This is a genomic window from Pseudomonas sp. JL3 (assembly GCF_031570575.1).
GTDB lineage: Bacteria > Pseudomonadota > Gammaproteobacteria > Pseudomonadales > Pseudomonadaceae > Aquipseudomonas > Aquipseudomonas cucumis.
Map to the genome: position 1 here is coordinate 211239 of NZ_JAKWJK010000001.1, position 17957 is coordinate 229195.

Consider the following 17957-nt stretch of genomic DNA (forward strand, 5'->3'; position numbering starts at 1 on the left):
CCCGCGAAGAATGCACCGCGGTTTTTCAGGTACTGCGTGTCATCGTTCTTCGCGGGCAAGCCTCGCTCCTACAAGGCAAGCCCTTCCCCACTACAAGCCCTTTCCTGACAATCCGGGTACAATTCGCCCCCCTCATTTCTACGACACCAAGGAACCTCCATGTCCGGGCTTGAACTGTTTGCTGCCGCCCTCGGCGTGATCGCCGTCTGGTTGACGGTCAGACAGAACCCTTGGTGCTGGCCGATCGGTCTGGTCATGGTGCTGCTGTATAGCTGGATCTTTTTCGAGGTGAAGCTGTATTCGGACATGCTGCTGCAAGTGATCTACGCCGGTTTGCAGATCTACGGCTGGTGGCAGTGGACTCAGGGGAGCGCAACTCATGGTAAGCGGCATGTCACCCTCCTCGATGGCAAATCCATCGCACTCGGGCTGGCCGTCGGCGCAGTCGGCAGTTTGTTGCTGGGCGCCGCGATGGCCCACTGGACCGATGCTGCCCAGCCTTGGCTCGATGCGGCACTGACCGGCTTCAGTTTGGTGGCGCAGTTATGGATGGCGCAAAAACGTCTGCAATGCTGGCCGCTATGGATCGCGCTGGACATCATCTTTGTTGGCCTGTTCATCTATAAAGCGATGTACCTCACCGCCGGCCTCTACGGTTTATTCGCACTGCTGGCGGTGCATGGCTGGCGGACATGGCGCACCGATCCGGCGTTGCGCACATGAAAGTGCTGGTGCTCACGGGGCCTGAATCCAGCGGCAAGAGCTGGCTGGCCGCCGAACTGCAACAGCAATTCGGCGGCGCTCTGGTGGGCGAATACGTGCGCTGGTTCATTGAGCAGCAAGCGCGAGACACGTGCCTGGCTGATATTCCCGAAATCGCTCGCGGTCAGCTGCAATGGGAAGACGAGGCTCGCGCCCTTGGGCCGCCGTTGCTGATTCTCGATACTCACTTGCTGAGCAACATGCTCTGGAGCCAAACCCTGTTTGGCGATTGCCCGGCCTGGCTTGAGCAAGCGCTGCTGGCTCGGCACTATGACTTGCACTTGCTGCTGTCGCCCGAACAGGTTGACTGGACCGATGACGGTCAACGGTGTCAGCCCGAGCTGGGTGAGCGCCGGGCTTTTTTCAACGCGACTCAGGCATGGCTGGAGCAGCATCGACAGCCTGTTCAAGTGCTTCAGGGCGATTGGACCGAACGCCGGCTTCAGGCATTGCAAGCCGTCGCATTACTGCTCGAGCGCTGAGCCGGCACCGGCCAACACCCCAGCATTTTTTGCAAATACGTCCGCTTCTGAAACAACCCTCCCTCTCGAACAGCCCGTCCCAACGCTGGTCATCGTTTTGTCACGCGATATGTTAAAGCGCTGATACATCCCCGCAAACGCTTGGATCCATTGCTGTCGCGATCTCTTATCAATAATGCCGTCCCGGCGATTGTCTCAGACCTGAAACACCATTTTATCGATCCATCCGCCTTGATCGATAACCCTCTGAATCCAATCAATAATCAAAAACCGGCACAGCTTTCGCTCGCTCCTTCACAACGCTGATTCAGGACCAGCCCACAACAAAGAAGGAATTGCCGCCGTGGGGACATTTGATAACAGTATCTATAGCCTCCTGCTGATTGGATGTGCACTGGGCTCAAGTTTCAGCCTGCCTGTACAGGCTGACAACGGCATCATCATTATCAAGCGTGATGTCCAACCGCGCATGGCAACGCGTGCGCCGGTGATTCCCGACCCTAGCCCCACGACCGCCAATGCCAACCCGTCCAAACAAATTCTCAGGCAAACGAACGAGTTGAGCGACGGCGACTTTGCCAACGTCGCCAGTGGTGCAGGCATCTCCCGCCTGGTCAATCAAGGCACCAACAACAACCTGGGCGGCAATATCACCAACCAGACCCAGCTTTCCAACCTTCCCGCTGGCCGTTCGGGAAATTCCGGCAACGGTATTGCCAACATGGTCAATTCAAACATCCACCAAGGCCTGGGTGCTCTGAAAGTCGTAACGGGAGACCGTTAAGATGAATCGTACGCTGCTGATGATTGCCATGTTTTGCAGTGCATCGACCTTTGCCCAACCTCCCGTCATCAATAACGCCGAAATCGACGGTTCGGGCATGCAGCACCAGGGCAACCTCTCGGTCAACCAGGCGGCGGGCGATCAGCTGCAACAGGCCAACGCCCGGGCCATCGCCATTGGCAACAACGCCAGCGCCACCACACAGATTCGCCAACGGATGCGTACGCAGGTCGACCCCAGGATCGATGCCCGATCCAGCATTCAAGGCAACTCCTTCAGCCACGGCAACGGCGTACTGGGCGTCAACCAGAGCGCGGGCGCCAGCAACCAGCAAGCCAATGCCCTGCGGATAAGCGTCAGTAAACAACCGCAAAGTATCGACGACAGCGTCCTCATGCAGCAGAACGTGACGCTGATCAACAACTCCGATCCAACTGACTCTGCACCAGGCAATCGCCAGGTCGCTACCAGCGATCAGGCCTTCACCGGTAGCCGTGGGGTGATCCAGTTGAATCAGAGCTCCGGGGTGGGAAACCGAACGGCCAACACCCTGAGCGTACGGGTCATGGACTGACCCAAACAGGTAGAAACAACACTTAACCTAAAATAAGTACGGAGAATCACCATGAAACCTTCGATGGCACTCAAGCCTCTGGTTTTCGCAATTGCTGCGGTCATGGCTGTTGCTGTACAAGCTGGGCAGAACGATCGGCGTGACAATGACCACCACCATGGCCATCACAACGGTCATCACACCCCTCCTCCAACAAAGATCCCTGTCTATGCGACGGCCAATGCCTGGGATAACCAGAGCAGTACCGACAACCGCATCCGTAACGAAGGGACGATCAACGAAGCTGAAATGAACAGCTCTGCCACAGGCGCCAGCGGCAACGTCGGCGTCAACGTGGCTGCAGGTAGCGGCAACCAACAAGACAACGCGTCCGCCATCGCAAATGCTGCCTCAAACTCCAGTCAGGACAACAGCTTCGTGTTCGGCACTGCCACAGCCACCGCCGACGTAACGCAATACAGCGACAATAACAGGGTCAACAACTTCGGCAGCACAGCCTCGGCCGTTATGAACGGATCGGGTAATGGCGGCAGCGGTAATATGGGTATCAACATTGCTGGCGGCGACCTGAACCAACAGAAAAATACCATGGCCATTGCCAACACCAATGCCCCGCTCGGTAACGCAACAGCCACCGCCTCTGCCGATCAACAAGGTCCTGGCCTGGTAGTGAATAACAACGCCGATCGCACGTACCGCCTGGATACGATGACAGTTACCAACTCGGCCAGCGGCAGTTTCTCTCGCGATAAGTCATCCGAGGCTAGCGGCAGTAGAAGCGCTTCTTCAAGCTGGGACGCGAGCGGTTCCAGGAGCTTTGATGCCAGCGGTTCCAAAAGCGTTGATATAAGTGGTTCTCGCAGCAGTAATGCGAGCGGCTCTAGCAGCAGTGATGCGAGCGGTTCAAGCAGCAGTAATGCGAGCGGTTCTTCGAGTGCTTCTTTGAGTGCTTCTTTGAGCGCTAATTTGGACGCTACTGCGGCGGCTGCCAGTTCCCGTACCTTCAATAATGGCAATGGCGATCGCACCCGCAGCAGGACTGCCGACGCATCGCTTAACGCATCGATTGATGCAACGCTTGACGCATCGAGAGACAGATCGTACGACAGATCGCGCGACTCTTCGTACGACAGATCGCGCGACTCCTCGTACGACAGATCGCGCGATTCCTCGTTCGAAAAATCGTACGATAAATCGTATGAGAAATCGTCCGCCTCCTCGTACGAAAAATCGGGCAGTAAATCATCCGAGTCTGCGTACGACAAAGCGAAAAGCTACAGTGAAAGCAGCTCATATGATTTGAGCAACACCTACTCCTATCAAGTGCTGACTCCAACTGGCTGGGCAAACCCTGTGACCAACACTGCAACCCTGAACGGTTCGGTGAATGGTGGCAGTGGCAACCTGGGCGTCAACGTGGCTGCTGGTGTGGGTAACCAACAAAGCAACTCGCTGGCCATTTCCAACAACTCGTTCTAACTGCTGTCTCTGGAGGCCCCCTTACGGGGGCCTGTTTCAACACAACCAGAAGGCGTCTTTCCATGCGCATTATCGTCTTGGCATTTTTGCTTTGCGTGGCCAGTGTGATCCTTTGCGTGGGCGGTGTGGTCGCGGCTGCACAAATGCCGCTTTCCGTCCTGCCGGGTGGCGCGGTGGTGTACAAGCCGATCCAGAGCATGCGCGAGCGTAAATTTGCCGACCTGGTGCAACAGAAAACCGACTTCAGTTGCGGCGCAGCGGCGCTGGCAACCATATTGCGCCAAGCCTATTGGCTGGACGTGGATGAAGAACAGATCATCGAAGGTATGCTGGCACATTCCGAGCAAGATCTTGTCCGCGTCCAGGGCTTCTCCATGCTCGACATGAAGCGTTACGTGGAAAGTATCGGCATGCGGGCCCGTGGCTACCGGGTATCGCCGGAATCCTTGAACGACATCAGAATCCCGGTGGTGGTACTCCTGGATATCCGTGGCTACAAACATTTTGTGGTCATGCAAAGAGTCCATGAGGGCTGGGTCTATATCGGAGATCCGGTACTCGGTCATAAACGCTACAAAGTCGACGACTTTGTAAAAGGCTGGAACGGCATCATCTTTGCCGTCATCGGCCAGGGCTACGACAAAACCAATGCGTTGCTCGACCCACCCCTGCCACTGACCGCCAAGAACCGCATCAACACCTTCACTCCGGTGCGAGACGCAGAGTTGATGGATTTCGGATTCATCCAAAGCGACTTCTTCTAATAACAAGGAGCACGACGCTCCGGGAGCATCCAATGAAGACTCCAATCTGGCTGGTGGTGGTTTGCCTGGCCGCCAGCCTGCCGACACAGGCACAGACGTTCAAACCCATTGAATTGAAGGATCATGAATTGGCGACCCTGCGTGGTCGCTATGTCATGCCGGGGCGGATCATCAGTTTCGGCATTGTCATGACCAGCACTTGGCAAAATGCCAACGGTGAAGTGATCGGGGCAACGTCCTCGATGCAAATTCAACAATCGACCATCAAGCCACAGTTCTATGTGTCGATAATTGACGAAAGAGGGAATGGCTTGGCGCGTTCGCAAGGCACCGGCATCGTCACTGGCGGCAATGGCCTCAACAGCACCGAAGGCGTCACTCAAGTCGTGCGTGCTGCCGGCGACCATAACGCTGCCTACAACAACGTTCATATCAACGTCACAAAGGCTAGCCAAGCGCCAGCAACGCAACAGCAGGGCCAGGCGTTGGCCGCAGGCTCGACGTTGGTCGGCGCCAATGGCGCGGGCTCGTTGAGCGTTTCCTCAACCGGTACGGGTGTGCAGCTGAACATCGTGGCCAACAACAACCAAGGCAGCACCGTACAACGCCTGGCCCAGGGCGGGCTGATGCAGAACACGACTTTGCTCGGCGGTGGTAACCAGGTCAACAACCTCACCTCCTTCAATGTCGTGCTGCGTGACAACGTGTCGACAGCCGGGTCGCTGAACGGCAACCTGGACCAGCTAAGAGGTCTTCGCACTCTCGGATTCTGATCTACGCTCAGTGTCACCCGATGTAGTCAGAAGGGACGGCTAACCCATGCACCGATCGTTGACGTTCAGAGCTATCGTTTGTTTGAGTAGCCTGGCCCCGGCCACACTGCTGTACGCAGCACCGGACCCCCAGGTCGAAGCACTAAAACAAGAACTCATGGAGTTGAAACAGCGTTACGAAGCACAACAGAACGCGCTGATGGTACTCGAGCAACGCGTTCGCCAAGTCGAAGAGGCACCTGCGACACCGGCTCCCAAACGCCTGACCAAATCCCCCGCCGAAACGCCCAGGAGTGGCCAGACGGTGGCTGCCGGTGCGCCGGGAACCACAGGCAGTTCATACGGCCAATCGCTCAAGGATGATTCGGCGCCTGCGCAAAGTGTTTCCAACCTGTATGACGAAGCCAGCGGTTTCTTCGGTGGCGGCAAGTTCAGCGTCGAAACCGGCCTGACCTACACGCACTACGATACCCGTGCATTGGTACTCAACGGCTTCCTGGCACTGGACTCGATTTTCCTCGGCAACATCAACCTCGACCGTATCAAGGCGGATAACTGGACCCTGGACCTGACCGCCCGCTACAACGTGGCACAACGTTGGCAGTTCGACATTAACGTCCCCGTGGTTTATCGCGAATCAACGTATTCCTCCGGTGGCGCCGGTGGCGCAGGCCCGGTGACGTCGGACGCAACCGTGACCCGCGACCCGACCATCGGCGATGTGAACGTTGGCGTTGCCTACAAGTTTCTGGATGAGTCGGCCAATCTGCCCGACGCGGTCTTTACGCTACGCGTCAAGGCACCGACCGGTAAGGACCCTTACGGCATCAAGCTGGTCAATGACCCGAACAACGATAACCTCTCGGTACCCGAGGACTTGCCTACCGGCAATGGTGTCTGGTCGATCACCCCAGGTCTCTCGCTGGTCAAAAGCTTCGACCCGGCCGTGCTGTTCGGCAGCCTGTCCTACACCTACAACATGGAAGACTCTTTCAGCGACATCAGCCCTCAGGTCAACTCCAAGGTGCCCGGGGACGTGAAACTGGGCGATTCCTGGCAGATCGGCGCCGGTATTGCATTCGCCTTGAACGAGAAGATGAGTATGTCGTTCTCGTTCACCGATCAGTTCGCCAGCAAGAGCAAGATCAAGCCGGACGGTGGCGACTGGCAATCGATTTCCAACAGCGATTACAACTCGGCGAACTTCAACATCGGCATGACCCTGGCAGCAACCGATAACCTGACGATCGTTCCCAACCTGGCCATCGGCCTGACCGACGATTCGCCAGATTTTTCCTTCAGCCTGAAATTCCCGTACTACTTCTAAGAGTTGAGCCCGCTCCCACAAGGAGTCTCATGGAAAAGGCCCGCTGCGATGAATGTCGCAGCGGGCCTTTTCGTTTACCCGCCCTAGCGGATCTGATGTTTGTGCAACAAACGGTAGAAGGTAGGCCTGGATACCCCCAGCACCTTGGCGGCATTGCTCAAATTATCGCTATGGCGGTTAAGCACATCGCACAAGGCCTGGCGCTCTGCCCGGCACTTGTAGTCTTCCAGCGTGCCCATCGGCGTAGCGGTAGCGTGTTGACTGATCAGCCCCAGGTCTCGCGCCTCGATCTGCCGTCCTTCGGCCAGAACCAGCCCGCGCCGCACCCGGTTGGCTAACTCGCGGACATTGCCTGGCCAGTCGTGCTTGCCCATGGCGATCAGCGCGTCTTCGCTGAAGCTGCGCGGACGACGACCGGTTTCATGGCTGTAGAAATGGGAAAAGTGGTTGGCCAGCATCGAGAGATCACCATGGCGTTCACGCAGCGGCACGGTGATGACTTGCAGAACGTTCAAGCGGTAGTAAAGGTCTTCGCGAAAGCGCTTCTTCTCGATCGCCGCTTCAAGGTCGACGTGCGTCGCCGCCAATACTCGCACGTCCACCGGAATAGGCTGGTGCCCCCCTACACGCTCAATGTGTTTTTCCTGCAGGAAGCGCAGTAGATTGGCTTGCAGTTCCAGGGGTAGATCACCGATTTCATCGAGAAACAGCGTTCCGCCGTTGGCCGCTTCGATCCGCCCGACCTTGCGCTGATGAGCCCCGGTAAAGGCGCCCTTCTCGTGGCCAAACAGTTCGGACTGGATCAAGTGTTCGGGAATCGCGCCGCAGTTGATCGCCACGAACGGTTTGCTTTGACGCTGGGATTGTCGATGCAGGGTGCGAGCGACCAATTCCTTGCCGGTCCCGCTTTCACCGCGGATCAGCACCGGCGATTCAGTGGGTGCCAGTTTGCTGAGCAACTTGCGCAGTTCGCGAATCGGTTTGCTGTCGCCGAGCAGTTCATGTTCAGGCTGATCGATATGGACCGTGCCCTGGCCGCGCAGGCGTGCCATGCCGAACGCACGGCCCAGGGTAACCTGAACCCGTGAGACATCGAACGGCAAAGTATGAAAGTCAAAAAACCATTCGCAGACAAAGTCCCCGACATTTTGTAATCGCAGGACTTCTTGATTAAGCACGGCAATCCACTCGGTACCGCTACGGGCGATCAATTCCTTGACAGCTTCCGGGCGCTCCAGATGAAAGGGCTGCAAACGCAACAGGCCGACATCGCAGGTTCGTTCGGTGGCGTTTTCCAGGGTACAGCTGTCAACATCCCAACCCACAGCGCGTAAACCCGGCAACAAACGGTGGCAGTCGTCGCAAGGATCCACTACTAACAGACGTCGTAAGGCAGGCGCTTCGATCATGACTGTTCCTTGACGCCAAATTTAGGAAATATTATTAAAAACAGTCATTTGGCGGGCTTCGTTGTAACACTAGCAAGATTTTGACGCAGGCTTGTATCGATTGCTTATAGGGCTGTTTGCTTATTAGTTATAAGAAGTCACTTGGTTAGTTGCCTAACGAGTTGAACCTTTCATTCAGCTTTCAAAAACGGCCTGAATATCGAATCAATCAAAGAAAGTTGAAATTTCTTTTGATTGTGTGTGACCCAACCCCCACTTGCGGGCATCAGTACAAGTAACCAGCCGAACGGTAAGCCCAACCGACGGCACATCACTTGTTTGGGCATACAGAGAGAAGACCCCATGAACGCCCCGCTCCGTATCAACGAAGCACTTTTGATTGCCGACCTCGCATTCCAACCCTTTCAATGCGTGGCCTGGGCACCACAAGACGGTAATGGCGAGCTCAGCCTGACCATCATCGATCGCACTAACACCCGCATCAGCCGCAAACAGATTCCATGCAGCGCCTATTCCGATCCGGAACAATTCGAACACTTGCTGGAAGAAGCCCGTGCTGAGTTGAGTCAGGAAGGTTACACCCTGCAATCGTGGTCCATGCCGCACTAAGCTTTTTCGCGGATTGCCTCCCGGCAATCCGCGTCCCCTCTTCTTCTTAGTTGACGATTTTCTACAGTCAGCTGCGCAATACCCTCCCCGGTTTCAACTTTTAACCACCGGATTACTTGGCACGCTTTTCAGTGGTTCGAAAAGACACTGTTCTGGCACAAAACGCCCCTCCTGCGGCTCATGAAAACAGTTGTGCGCCGAGTCATTCAGGGATTGAATGTTTTGCTCATGTAGTCACCCTCCGGGCACCCGGATAAGGACGACTGGCAAGGAGATGCATGCATGTCACCCCAGACTGCTTTTGCCTTACCTGCAACCGTGAATGGCGCCGAACGACTCGATACGAGTTTCGCTGGCACCGGCAAGACTCAAGTGTATTTTTCCGGCAGTCTCTCCAGCATGGCCAATGACGTTGCGATTGACCCTCTTGGCCGGTTGCTGGTGGCGGCAAAGGTCGGTACGCCGGGTGGCCATCGTTTTGGCCTGGCCCGCCTGCTTACAGATGGTTCGGCGGACCTGGCATTCGGCATACAAGGCAGCATCAGCGGGCAGTTCGCACTCGGCTTCGAGGCCATGGCCGGCAAGGTGCGGGTGTTGGCCGACGGGAACATTCTGGTGGCCGGCCTGCACTACGAAAATGCTCACCGTACGCTGCCCGCCTTGGCGATGTTTGATCAGCAAGGCTGTCCGGTCCAGGGTTTTGGCGACAATGGACGCTGCGTGGTGCGCCTGCCGGGTAATCTTTCCCGGGGCGCTCGCGATGCCTGGTTACCCCCCGGTGTGCCGGGCGCCGAAGCCTGTGATGTCTGCGTGCAGGACGACGGTCGAATCCTGCTGCTGGCCAATCATCACTTCGAACTGGCCGATCACGTCGGCATGCTGATACGACTCAACGCCGACGGTTCGCTGGACAGCAGCTTCAACGGTCGCGGTTTCGTCATGGTCCGGCACCTGTTGATGAACACCTGGCTCAGCAGCCTGGTAGTGCAGCGCGATGGTCGGATCCTGGTGAGCGGATCAATCAATGTTCCCGAAGAAGGCCTGCTGGCGCGTTATCACCCGGATGGCCAACTGGACGACAGCTTCGCCGTGGATGGTTTCATGACCTTCAAGGCACGGGAGCACAGCGCTCAGGTCTGCAAGATCGTCCAGCATAAAAACGGCGACTTGCATTGCTTTGGCAGCAGTCGCGACCCGATGCACTGCTTGTCTCTGAAACTGCACAGTAATGGCCGACCGGATATTCATTGCAACGGTGGCCAGCCAAAGCTATTGGGCGTCGGCCGTAGCAACTGCTACTGGACCGCCGCCGAACCTCAGCCGGACGGGCGTGTACTGACAGTCGGAGCGACGGTGGGCGGGGTCGAAGCCGATCTCATTTTTGCCCGGTATTTACCCAGTGGGCAGCCGGATCGCAGTTTCGCCAAGGGCATCGGCTGGTTCCGCACACGCCTGAGTCACGGTCCGCATACCGCGACTTCATTGGCCATTCAGGCCGACGGCTGCATTGTCATCGGCGGCTATTCATTGGACGGAAACTGCCGCGCGGTCGTCACGCGTTATCAGTGTTAGGCCAACGTCATTTTCTTGCACTTGATCTTCTGTTGTTCTTACGGCAAGTTGCGCGCTTCTTAATACAAGGAGTAGCCGATGTCCGGTTCAATGGCCCAGGCCTTAGCGCACAATTTTCTCGGTCACTCGCCTCATTGGTACAAGGCGAGCATTGTCGGCTTTCTGATTCTCAACGCCGTAGTATTGTGGACGGTCGGTCCGGTGGCGGCCGGCTGGCTATTGGTGGTTGAGTTCATCTTCACCTTGGCCATGGCGCTCAAGTGTTATCCGCTGATGCCCGGCGGCTTGTTGCTGATCGAAGCATTGCTGCTGAAGTTGACCACGCCCCAGGCGCTCTATGATGAGCTGGTACACAACTTCCCGGTGATCCTGCTGCTGATGTTCATGGTGGCGGGCATCTATTTCATGAAAGACCTGCTGCTGTTTCTCTTCTCGCGCCTGTTGTTGGGAGTTCGCTCCAAGGCGCTGCTGGCATTGATGTTTTGTTTCCTGTCCGCGTTTCTGTCAGCGTTTCTTGATGCATTGACCGTGACGGCAGTCATCATCAGTGCTGGCGTGGGGTTTTATTCGGTGTATCACCGCGTCGCCTCAGGCCACGATCCGCGCAAGGACGCCGAGTTCAGCGACGACCGACATTTACACAGCCTTCATCATGCCGAGCTCGAACAGTTTCGCGCGTTCCTGCGCAGCTTGCTGATGCACGGCGCCGTCGGCACTGCGCTGGGTGGTGTGTGCACGCTGGTCGGCGAGCCGCAGAACCTGCTGATCGGCCATGAAATGGGTTGGCACTTCGCCGAATTCTTTCTGAAAGTCGCCCCGGTGTCGTTGCCGGTACTGGCAGCCGGTCTGGTGACCTGTGTGCTGCTGGAGAAACTGCGCTGGTTCGGCTATGGCACGCTGCTGCCGGACAACGTGCGTACAGTGCTGGCCAACTACGCCGCCGAAGACAACGCCGAACGCACTTCCCGTCAGCGCGCTGCGTTGCTGGTTCAAGGGGTGGCGGCGCTGATTCTGATTGCCGGGCTGGCGTTTCACGTTGCCGAAGTCGGCCTGATCGGTTTGATGGTGATCGTGCTGATCACCGCGTTCACGGGCATTACCGATGAGCATCGCATTGGCAACGCCTTCAAGGATGCCATGCCGTTCACGGCGTTGCTGGTGGTGTTTTTCGCGGTAGTGGCGATGATTCACGATCAGAAATTATTCGTCCCGGTGCTTCATTGGGTGCTGGCGCTGCCGGCAGATCAACAGCCGGGCATGTTGTTTATTGCCAATGGCTTGCTGTCGGCCATTAGCGACAATGTGTTCGTGGCGACCATTTACATCACCGAAGTGAAGCAGGCGTTCCTCGCCGGCAACATGAGCCGCGAGCACTTTGAAACCCTGGCGATTGCGATCAATACCGGCACCAACCTGCCGAGCGTGGCAACGCCCAATGGTCAGGCGGCGTTTCTGTTCCTGCTGACCTCGGCGATTGCGCCGCTGATTCGCCTGTCGTACGGGCGGATGGTGTGGATGGCACTGCCTTACACCGTGGTGATGGGGGTGTTGGGTTGGTATGCGGTGAGTTACTGGTTGTAACACTGAGCAACTGTGGGAGCGGGCTTGCTCGCGAAGGCGATGTGTCATTCAACAACGATGTTAAATGTGACGGCCTCTTCGCGGGCAAGCCCGCTTGTGTCGTTATCGAGGAAGAATGTACTTCTCAATCGCCTGGGCCGCGCCGTCTTCGGTGTTGGCCCCGGTCACCACGTCGGCCTGACGTTTCACCGCCTCCTCCGCCTGTCCCATGGCAATCGACAACCCGGCCCGGTGAAACATCGCTGGGTCGTTGCCGCCGTCACCGAGAGCGGCGGTCTGCTCCAGCGGTACACCGAGAAACTCGGCCAGTGTCGCCAATGCCTCGCCCTTGTTAGCCAGCATCGCCGTCACGTCCAGATAGATCGGCTGTGAACGGGAAACCTGCGCCTGCCCTTCGACCTTGGGCAGTAATTGCGCTTCCAGTTCGATCAACAGTTCGGCGTTATTGCTGGCTGCGACGATTTTGTCGATACGTGCCAGGTAAGGCTCAAAATTCTCGACCACCACCGGCGGATAACCCAGGCCGTGCTGCTCTCGCGGGACCATCGGGCCGTATGGATCCTTCAACAGCCAGTCACCACCACTGAACACCCACACTTCGATGTCCGGCTGATCGGCAAACAGCGCCAAAGCCGTCAGCGCTGACGTGGCCGGCAAATAATGAGCAACCAGCACACTGCCGTCCGGGTTTACGATTGTGCCGCCATTGAAGGCCGCCGTCGGCAGATCGACACCCAGGGCTTCGATCTGCTGCAGCATGGCTTTGGGCGGACGCCCGGTGGCCAGGCTGAACAGCACACCGGCCTCGCGCAAGGCGCTGACTGCTTCGATCGTGCGTTGACTGAGGCTGTGATCAGGGAGCAGTAAAGTGCCGTCCATGTCACTGAGCAGAAAACGGATGGGCTGTTGCGTTACGTCACTCATCCGACGCTGTGCCAAACGCGGCCGTCGCGGGTCAGCAGCTCATCAGCGGTCTGGGGTCCGTCTTCGCCGGCCGCGTAGTTCTCCACCGTCGCGTCCTGTTGCCAGGCGTCGAGGAATGGCTGCACGGCACGCCAGCCATTCTCGATGTTATCGGCACGCTGGAACAGCGTCTGATCGCCGGTCAGGCAGTCGTAGATCAGGGTTTCATAGCCAGTGGACGGTTGCATTACAAAGAAATCCTTGTAGGCAAAACCCAGCTCGATGTTGGTCATGTTCAACGTCGGTCCCGGCCGCTTGGCCAGCAGGTCGAACCACATGCCTTCGTTAGGTTGAATCTGGATCCGCAGGTAGGTCGGCTGCAACTCATCGACCTCGGTATCGCGGAATTGCGCATACGGCGCCGGTTTGAAGCAAATGACAATCTCAGTGTCGCGCACGCTCATACGCTTGCCGGTACGCAGGTAGAACGGCACGCCGACCCAGCGCCAGTTGTCGATCATGACTTTGAGCGCGACATAAGTTTCGGTCGTGCTGTCGGGCGCCACGTTGGCTTCCTGGCGGTAACCGGGCAGCAGCTCGCCATCTATCTGGCCGGCGGTGTATTGGCCGCGCACCGAGTTGGCTCGCGCTTCCTCGGTGGACCAGGGGCGGATAGCGCCGACGACTTTGGCTTTTTCACCGCGTACCGCATCGGCGCCAAAAGCGGCCGGTGGTTCCATGGCCACCATCGCCAATAATTGGAACAGGTGATTGGGCACCATGTCCCGCAGGGCGCCGGTGACCTCATAAAAACTGCCACGGGTTTCCACGCCGACAGTTTCGGCGGCGGTGATTTGCACGTGGTCGATGTAATGGTTGTTCCAGAAGGCTTCGAACAGGCTGTTGGAGAACCGGCTGACCAGAATGTTCTGCACGGTCTCCTTGCCCAGATAGTGATCGATCCGGTAGATCTGCTTTTCCGTCATCACTTTGAGCAAACACGCGTTCAGGGCTTCGGCGGTGTGCAAGTCGGAGCCGAAAGGCTTTTCGATCACTACCCTTCTGAACGCTTCGGGGGTTTCCTGCAGCAATCCGGCCGCGCCGAGACGCCGCACCACTTCACTGAAAAAGCGTGGCGCGGTGGCCAGGTAGAAAATTGCATTGCCGGTGCCGCTGGCGGCGATTTTCGCCGCCAGCGCTTCATAGGTGCGTTCGTCGAGGAAGTCGCCCTGGACGTAGCTGATGTGTTTGGCAAGATTGGCCCACAACACCGGATCAAGGGCTTGATCGCCCTTGCCCACCTTGGCTGCCACTTCCGCCCGAATGAAATCTTCGAGTTTTTTGGCGAAGGCTTCGTCACTGATAGCGTTGTGATCAACGCCGATGATCCGCAGTCCATTCCCCAGCAAACCGTCGCGACTCAGGTTGTACAGCGCCGGCATCAGCAAGCGCTTGACCAGATCACCATGGGCACCGAACAGAAACAGCGTGGTAGGCGGTGCGGGTTCTGCCTTGGATTTCCTGCGGATCACATGAGTCATTTTTTCGAAGTCTCCACATGGCCGCCGAAGCCGAAGCGCTGGGCCGAGAGAATCTTATCGCCAAAGGTGCCTTGCCCGCGCGAACGGTAGCGCGAGAACAGCGAGTTCGACAGCACCGGTACCGGCACCGATTGCTCCATGGCGGCTTCGATAGTCCAGCGACCTTCACCACTGTCAGCCACCGAGCCTGAGTAACCGTCAAGTTTCGGGTCGCTGGCCAGGGCGTCGGCGGTCAGGTCGAGCAGCCAGGACGACACCACGCTGCCACGACGCCAGACTTCGGCGATGTCGGCAACATTCAGGTCGAAGCGCTGATCTTCCGGCAGATTGGTGCTGGCCTTGGTCTTGAGGATGTCGAAACCTTCGGCGAAGGCCTGCATCATTCCGTATTCGATGCCGTTGTGGATCATTTTCACGAAGTGGCCAGAACCGGCCGGGCCTGCGTGGATGTAACCGCGCTCGGCGCGATCGTCATCGGACTTGCGGTCCTTGGTGCGCGGGATGTCGCCCATGCCTGGGGCCAGGGTTTCGAACAGCGGGTCGAGACGCTTAACGGTGTCGGCATCGCCGCCGATCATCATGCAATAACCCCGCTCCAGGCCCCAGACGCCGCCGGAGGTGCCGACGTCGATGTAGTGCAGGCCTTTTTCCGACAGGGTTTTGGCCCGGCGGATGTCGTCCTTATAGAAGGTGTTGCCGCCGTCGATGATGGTATCGCCAGCTTCAAGCAAGGTGCTCAGGGTGTCGATGGTGTCCTCGGTCGGTGCGCCGGCGGGCAGCATGACCCACACCGCGCGTGGTTTGGCCAGGCCAGCGACCAGGGCTGGCAAGTCGGCAACACCGGTGGCGCCTTCTTCAGCCAGGGTGTCGACAAAGGCGGTATTGCGGTCGTAAACAACGGTGGTATGTCCGTTGAGCATCAGGCGCCGCGCAATATTGCCGCCCATGCGGCCCAGTCCAATAATCCCGAGTTGCATGTACTGATGCTCCCTACTACAAATAAAGTGTGTCAAAGGTTATAGCCCAACGCGACTCATTCGAGTTAGTCCAGCGTGGGGGCACATAGTTTCCGGGCATTGTGCCCGATCCAGACTGATAACGTCGGGAATCGTGCCGAAGACACAACGACCATGAAAAATAAAAAAGTTCCCTTCAAGGGCAAAAGAAATCAAAATTGGCGCCGATAGTAAGTGAGCACCCGATTTCGGGAGCGAATTTACAGTTGAGACAGCCATTTGCGAGGTGAGCAATGGGCACCGTACACACAGCACTGCCAGCACAAACCCTTTACGTCACGATCCGTCGCGATGAACTGCGCCAGTTGAAAGACGAGCGTGACCAGTTGAAGCGGGAAGTCGCGCAATTGCGCCTGCTGACCCAAAGCAACCAGGCTCAGCCCTTGCCTGTCACCCAACGCGTTCCCCACGCCTGACCCCTCGCTTGAATCGGAAGCAGCCGCTGCTGTTTCCGATCCGCTGTAACCTGCCAGCTGCGCCAACTCACAAAGTTTTCACACCTCCTTGTCGATACTCCGGCCCGTTGTGGCCGCTCGGTATCCGCGCGGCGTCCGTTCGTCTGCAACAGGGAGAGTGCCGACGGCCGAAGTAATTATCAGGCTGGAGTGCTGAATGGCTTTGTTTAAACGCAGCAAAACGTCTGCGAAAGGTTTTGATTGGGCAGGATTTCTCTGGTTATTTCTGTTCTTCTGGTATTTTTCCGGCATCACCCAGCTGCTGATTCAGCTGACGGGCACCTCCGGTTTCACCGGGTTCCGCCAGGCCTTTGTGATGAGCGCCATCTGGCTGGCGCCGATGCTGCTGTTCCCTAGGCAAACACGTTTAATGGCCGCGCTGATCGGCGTGGTGCTGTGGGCCTGTTCGATGGCCAGCCTCGGTTATTTCTTCATCTATCAGCAGGAGTTTTCCCAGAGCGTCATCTTCATCATGTTCGAATCGAACGTGTCTGAAGCCGGCGAATACATGACCCAGTATTTTGCCTGGTGGATGGTGGCGGCGTTCCTCGCCCATACCGCGTTCGCGTATTTCCTCTGGACCCGCTTGCGTCCGGTGCACCTGCCACGTGGCCAGGCGCTGGTCGCGGCGACGGCGATTCTGTTGGCGGTGGTCGGTTACCCGATGATCAAGCAGACGTTGCGCACCGGCAGCCTGGCCGGCGGCTTCGAGAAATTCGAAACCCGCATCGAGCCCGCAGTGCCGTGGCAGATGGCCGTGGCCTATCACCGTTACCTCGATACCCTCGCCGGCATGCAAGACATGCTCGACAGCGCCAGCAAAATTGCCCCGCTCAAGAACCTCTCCGATTCAATGGCCAATCAGCCAGCGACCCTGGTGCTGGTGATCGGCGAGTCCACCAACCGTCAGCGCATGAGCCTGTACGGCTACCCTCGGGAAACCACCCCGGAACTGGACAAGCTCAAGGATCAACTGGCGGTTTTCGACAACGTCATTACCCCACGCCCCTACACCATCGAAGCGTTGCAGCAGGTACTGACGTTCGCCGACGAAGAAAACCCCGACCTCTACCTGTCCACACCGTCGGTGGTCAGCATGATGAAACAGGCCGGTTATAAGACCTTCTGGATCACCAACCAGCAGACCATGACCAAGCGCAACACCATGCTCACGACCTTCTCCGAGCAGGCCGACGAGCAGGCGTACCTGAACAACAACCGCAACCAGAACGCTGCCCAATACGATGGCGACGTGATCGAGCCGTTCAACAAGGCTTTGGCTGATGCGGCGCCACGCAAGCTGATCGTCGTGCATTTGCTCGGCACACACATGAGCTATCAGTACCGCTACCCGCCGACCTTCAATAAATTTACTGACCGCAAAGGCGTTCCGGACGGCGTGCGTGACGATCAGGTGCCGACGTACAACAGCTATGACAATGCCGTGCTGTACAACGACTTCGTAGTGTCGAGCCTGATCAAGGACTACGCCAAGTCTGATCCGAACGGCTTCCTGCTGTACCTCTCCGACCATGGCGAAGACGTCTTCGACTCCGTCGGCCATAAAACCCTGGGCCGCAACGAGAGCAAACCGACCGCACCGATGTACACCATCCCGTTCATGGCCTGGGCTTCACCCAAATGGCGTGAGACCCATGACTGGAGTTTTGCCGGCGATCTGAGCCGGCCGTACAGCAGTTCTCAGCTGATTCACACCTGGGCGGATCTGGCTGGCCTGGGTTTCGATGAACTGGATCGCAGCAAAAGCCTGGTCAGCGACAGCTTCAAGCCTCGGCCATTGATGATCGGCAACCCTTATGAGCGTCAGCAGCGGCCGTTGATCGACTTCAGCCTGATGAAACCCAAGGGCGCGCCTATCACTCCGACAGTCGTTCAGCAGTAATTCTTTTGTAGCAGCCAGGCTGC

The 17957-nt window shown here is 57.6% G+C and carries 17 protein-coding genes; 13 read left to right on the plus strand and 4 right to left on the minus strand.

The genetic code is table 11. The features are described from left to right. Positions 1-159: 159 nt before the first annotated feature. The 8 genes from pnuC to MMG91_RS00900 all read left to right on the plus strand — a co-directional run bounded on the left by pnuC (position 160) and on the right by MMG91_RS00900 (position 6945). A complete protein-coding gene (gene pnuC / locus MMG91_RS00865; RefSeq protein WP_310658419.1) occupies positions 160-723 on the plus strand; it encodes a nicotinamide riboside transporter PnuC in 564 nt (187 codons plus the stop codon). Then, positions 720-1244, plus strand: a complete 525-nt coding sequence (locus MMG91_RS00870) for an AAA family ATPase (RefSeq protein ID WP_310658716.1) — start codon at positions 720-722, stop codon at positions 1242-1244. The genes pnuC and MMG91_RS00870 overlap by 4 nt, the downstream gene beginning before the upstream one ends. Positions 1245-1587: 343 nt before the next feature. Beyond that, positions 1588-2028 (plus strand): hypothetical protein, encoded by a 441-nt coding sequence (locus tag MMG91_RS00875; protein WP_305449624.1) that lies wholly within the window; start codon positions 1588-1590, stop codon positions 2026-2028. A 1-nt stretch (position 2029) separates the two neighbouring features. Continuing rightward, the gene (locus MMG91_RS00880; RefSeq protein WP_310658420.1) at positions 2030-2602 is read left to right on the plus strand and encodes an adhesin; all 573 of its coding nucleotides are present in this window, start codon (positions 2030-2032) and stop codon (positions 2600-2602) included. A gap of 51 nt (positions 2603-2653) precedes the next feature. Continuing rightward, positions 2654-4081, plus strand: a complete 1428-nt coding sequence (locus tag MMG91_RS00885) for a heme utilization protein (protein WP_310658421.1) — start codon at positions 2654-2656, stop codon at positions 4079-4081. A 62-nt stretch (positions 4082-4143) separates the two neighbouring features. Continuing rightward, complete coding sequence (locus MMG91_RS00890; RefSeq protein WP_310658422.1) at positions 4144-4845, plus strand: C39 family peptidase; 702 nt, start codon at positions 4144-4146, stop codon at positions 4843-4845. 32 nt (positions 4846-4877) lie between these two features. After that, positions 4878-5618: a hypothetical protein gene (locus MMG91_RS00895; RefSeq protein ID WP_310658423.1), complete on the plus strand. Its 741-nt coding sequence runs from the start codon at positions 4878-4880 to the stop codon at positions 5616-5618. Between the two features lie 46 nt (positions 5619-5664). Further along, positions 5665-6945, plus strand: a complete 1281-nt coding sequence (locus tag MMG91_RS00900) for a hypothetical protein (protein ID WP_310658424.1) — start codon at positions 5665-5667, stop codon at positions 6943-6945. A gap of 83 nt (positions 6946-7028) precedes the next feature. On the opposite strand, the gene MMG91_RS00905 is transcribed toward MMG91_RS00900, so the two are convergent. Then, entirely contained in the window at positions 7029-8354 is a 1326-nt protein-coding gene (locus MMG91_RS00905; protein WP_305449618.1) for a sigma-54 dependent transcriptional regulator, read from the minus strand. 342 nt (positions 8355-8696) lie between these two features. On the opposite strand from MMG91_RS00905, the gene MMG91_RS00910 reads away from it, so the two are divergent. The 3 genes from MMG91_RS00910 (at position 8697) to nhaB (ending at position 12116) form a co-directional block, all read left to right on the plus strand. Continuing rightward, the gene (locus MMG91_RS00910; protein ID WP_305449617.1) at positions 8697-8963 is read left to right on the plus strand and encodes a hypothetical protein; all 267 of its coding nucleotides are present in this window, start codon (positions 8697-8699) and stop codon (positions 8961-8963) included. 282 nt (positions 8964-9245) lie between these two features. Then, positions 9246-10535, plus strand: a complete 1290-nt coding sequence (locus MMG91_RS00915) for a hypothetical protein (RefSeq protein ID WP_310658425.1) — start codon at positions 9246-9248, stop codon at positions 10533-10535. 78 nt (positions 10536-10613) lie between these two features. Continuing rightward, positions 10614-12116, plus strand: a complete 1503-nt coding sequence (nhaB, locus tag MMG91_RS00920) for a sodium/proton antiporter NhaB (RefSeq protein ID WP_310658426.1) — start codon at positions 10614-10616, stop codon at positions 12114-12116. 102 nt (positions 12117-12218) lie between these two features. Here nhaB and MMG91_RS00925 read toward each other — a convergent pair whose 3' ends face one another. Genes MMG91_RS00925 through gnd form a run of 3 tightly spaced genes read right to left on the minus strand, consistent with a single transcriptional unit; the run spans position 12219 to position 15537 of the window. Continuing rightward, positions 12219-13040: an HAD family hydrolase gene (locus MMG91_RS00925; protein ID WP_310658427.1), complete on the minus strand. Its 822-nt coding sequence runs from the start codon at positions 13038-13040 to the stop codon at positions 12219-12221. Next, the gene (gene zwf / locus MMG91_RS00930) at positions 13037-14560 is read right to left on the minus strand and encodes a glucose-6-phosphate dehydrogenase (protein WP_310658428.1); all 1524 of its coding nucleotides are present in this window, start codon (positions 14558-14560) and stop codon (positions 13037-13039) included. The genes MMG91_RS00925 and zwf overlap by 4 nt, the downstream gene beginning before the upstream one ends. Beyond that, positions 14557-15537 carry a phosphogluconate dehydrogenase (NAD(+)-dependent, decarboxylating) gene (gene gnd, locus MMG91_RS00935; RefSeq protein WP_310658429.1) on the minus strand — a complete coding sequence of 327 codons (981 nt, stop codon included), beginning with the start codon at positions 15535-15537 and terminating at the stop codon, positions 14557-14559. The genes zwf and gnd overlap by 4 nt, the downstream gene beginning before the upstream one ends. A gap of 272 nt (positions 15538-15809) precedes the next feature. On the opposite strand from gnd, the gene MMG91_RS00940 reads away from it, so the two are divergent. Together MMG91_RS00940 and MMG91_RS00945 are read left to right on the plus strand one after the other, a co-directional pair. After that, positions 15810-15992: a DUF6026 family protein gene (locus MMG91_RS00940; RefSeq protein ID WP_310658430.1), complete on the plus strand. Its 183-nt coding sequence runs from the start codon at positions 15810-15812 to the stop codon at positions 15990-15992. A gap of 196 nt (positions 15993-16188) precedes the next feature. Then, a complete protein-coding gene (locus MMG91_RS00945; RefSeq protein WP_310658431.1) occupies positions 16189-17934 on the plus strand; it encodes a phosphoethanolamine transferase CptA in 1746 nt (581 codons plus the stop codon). Positions 17935-17957 lie beyond the last annotated feature (23 nt).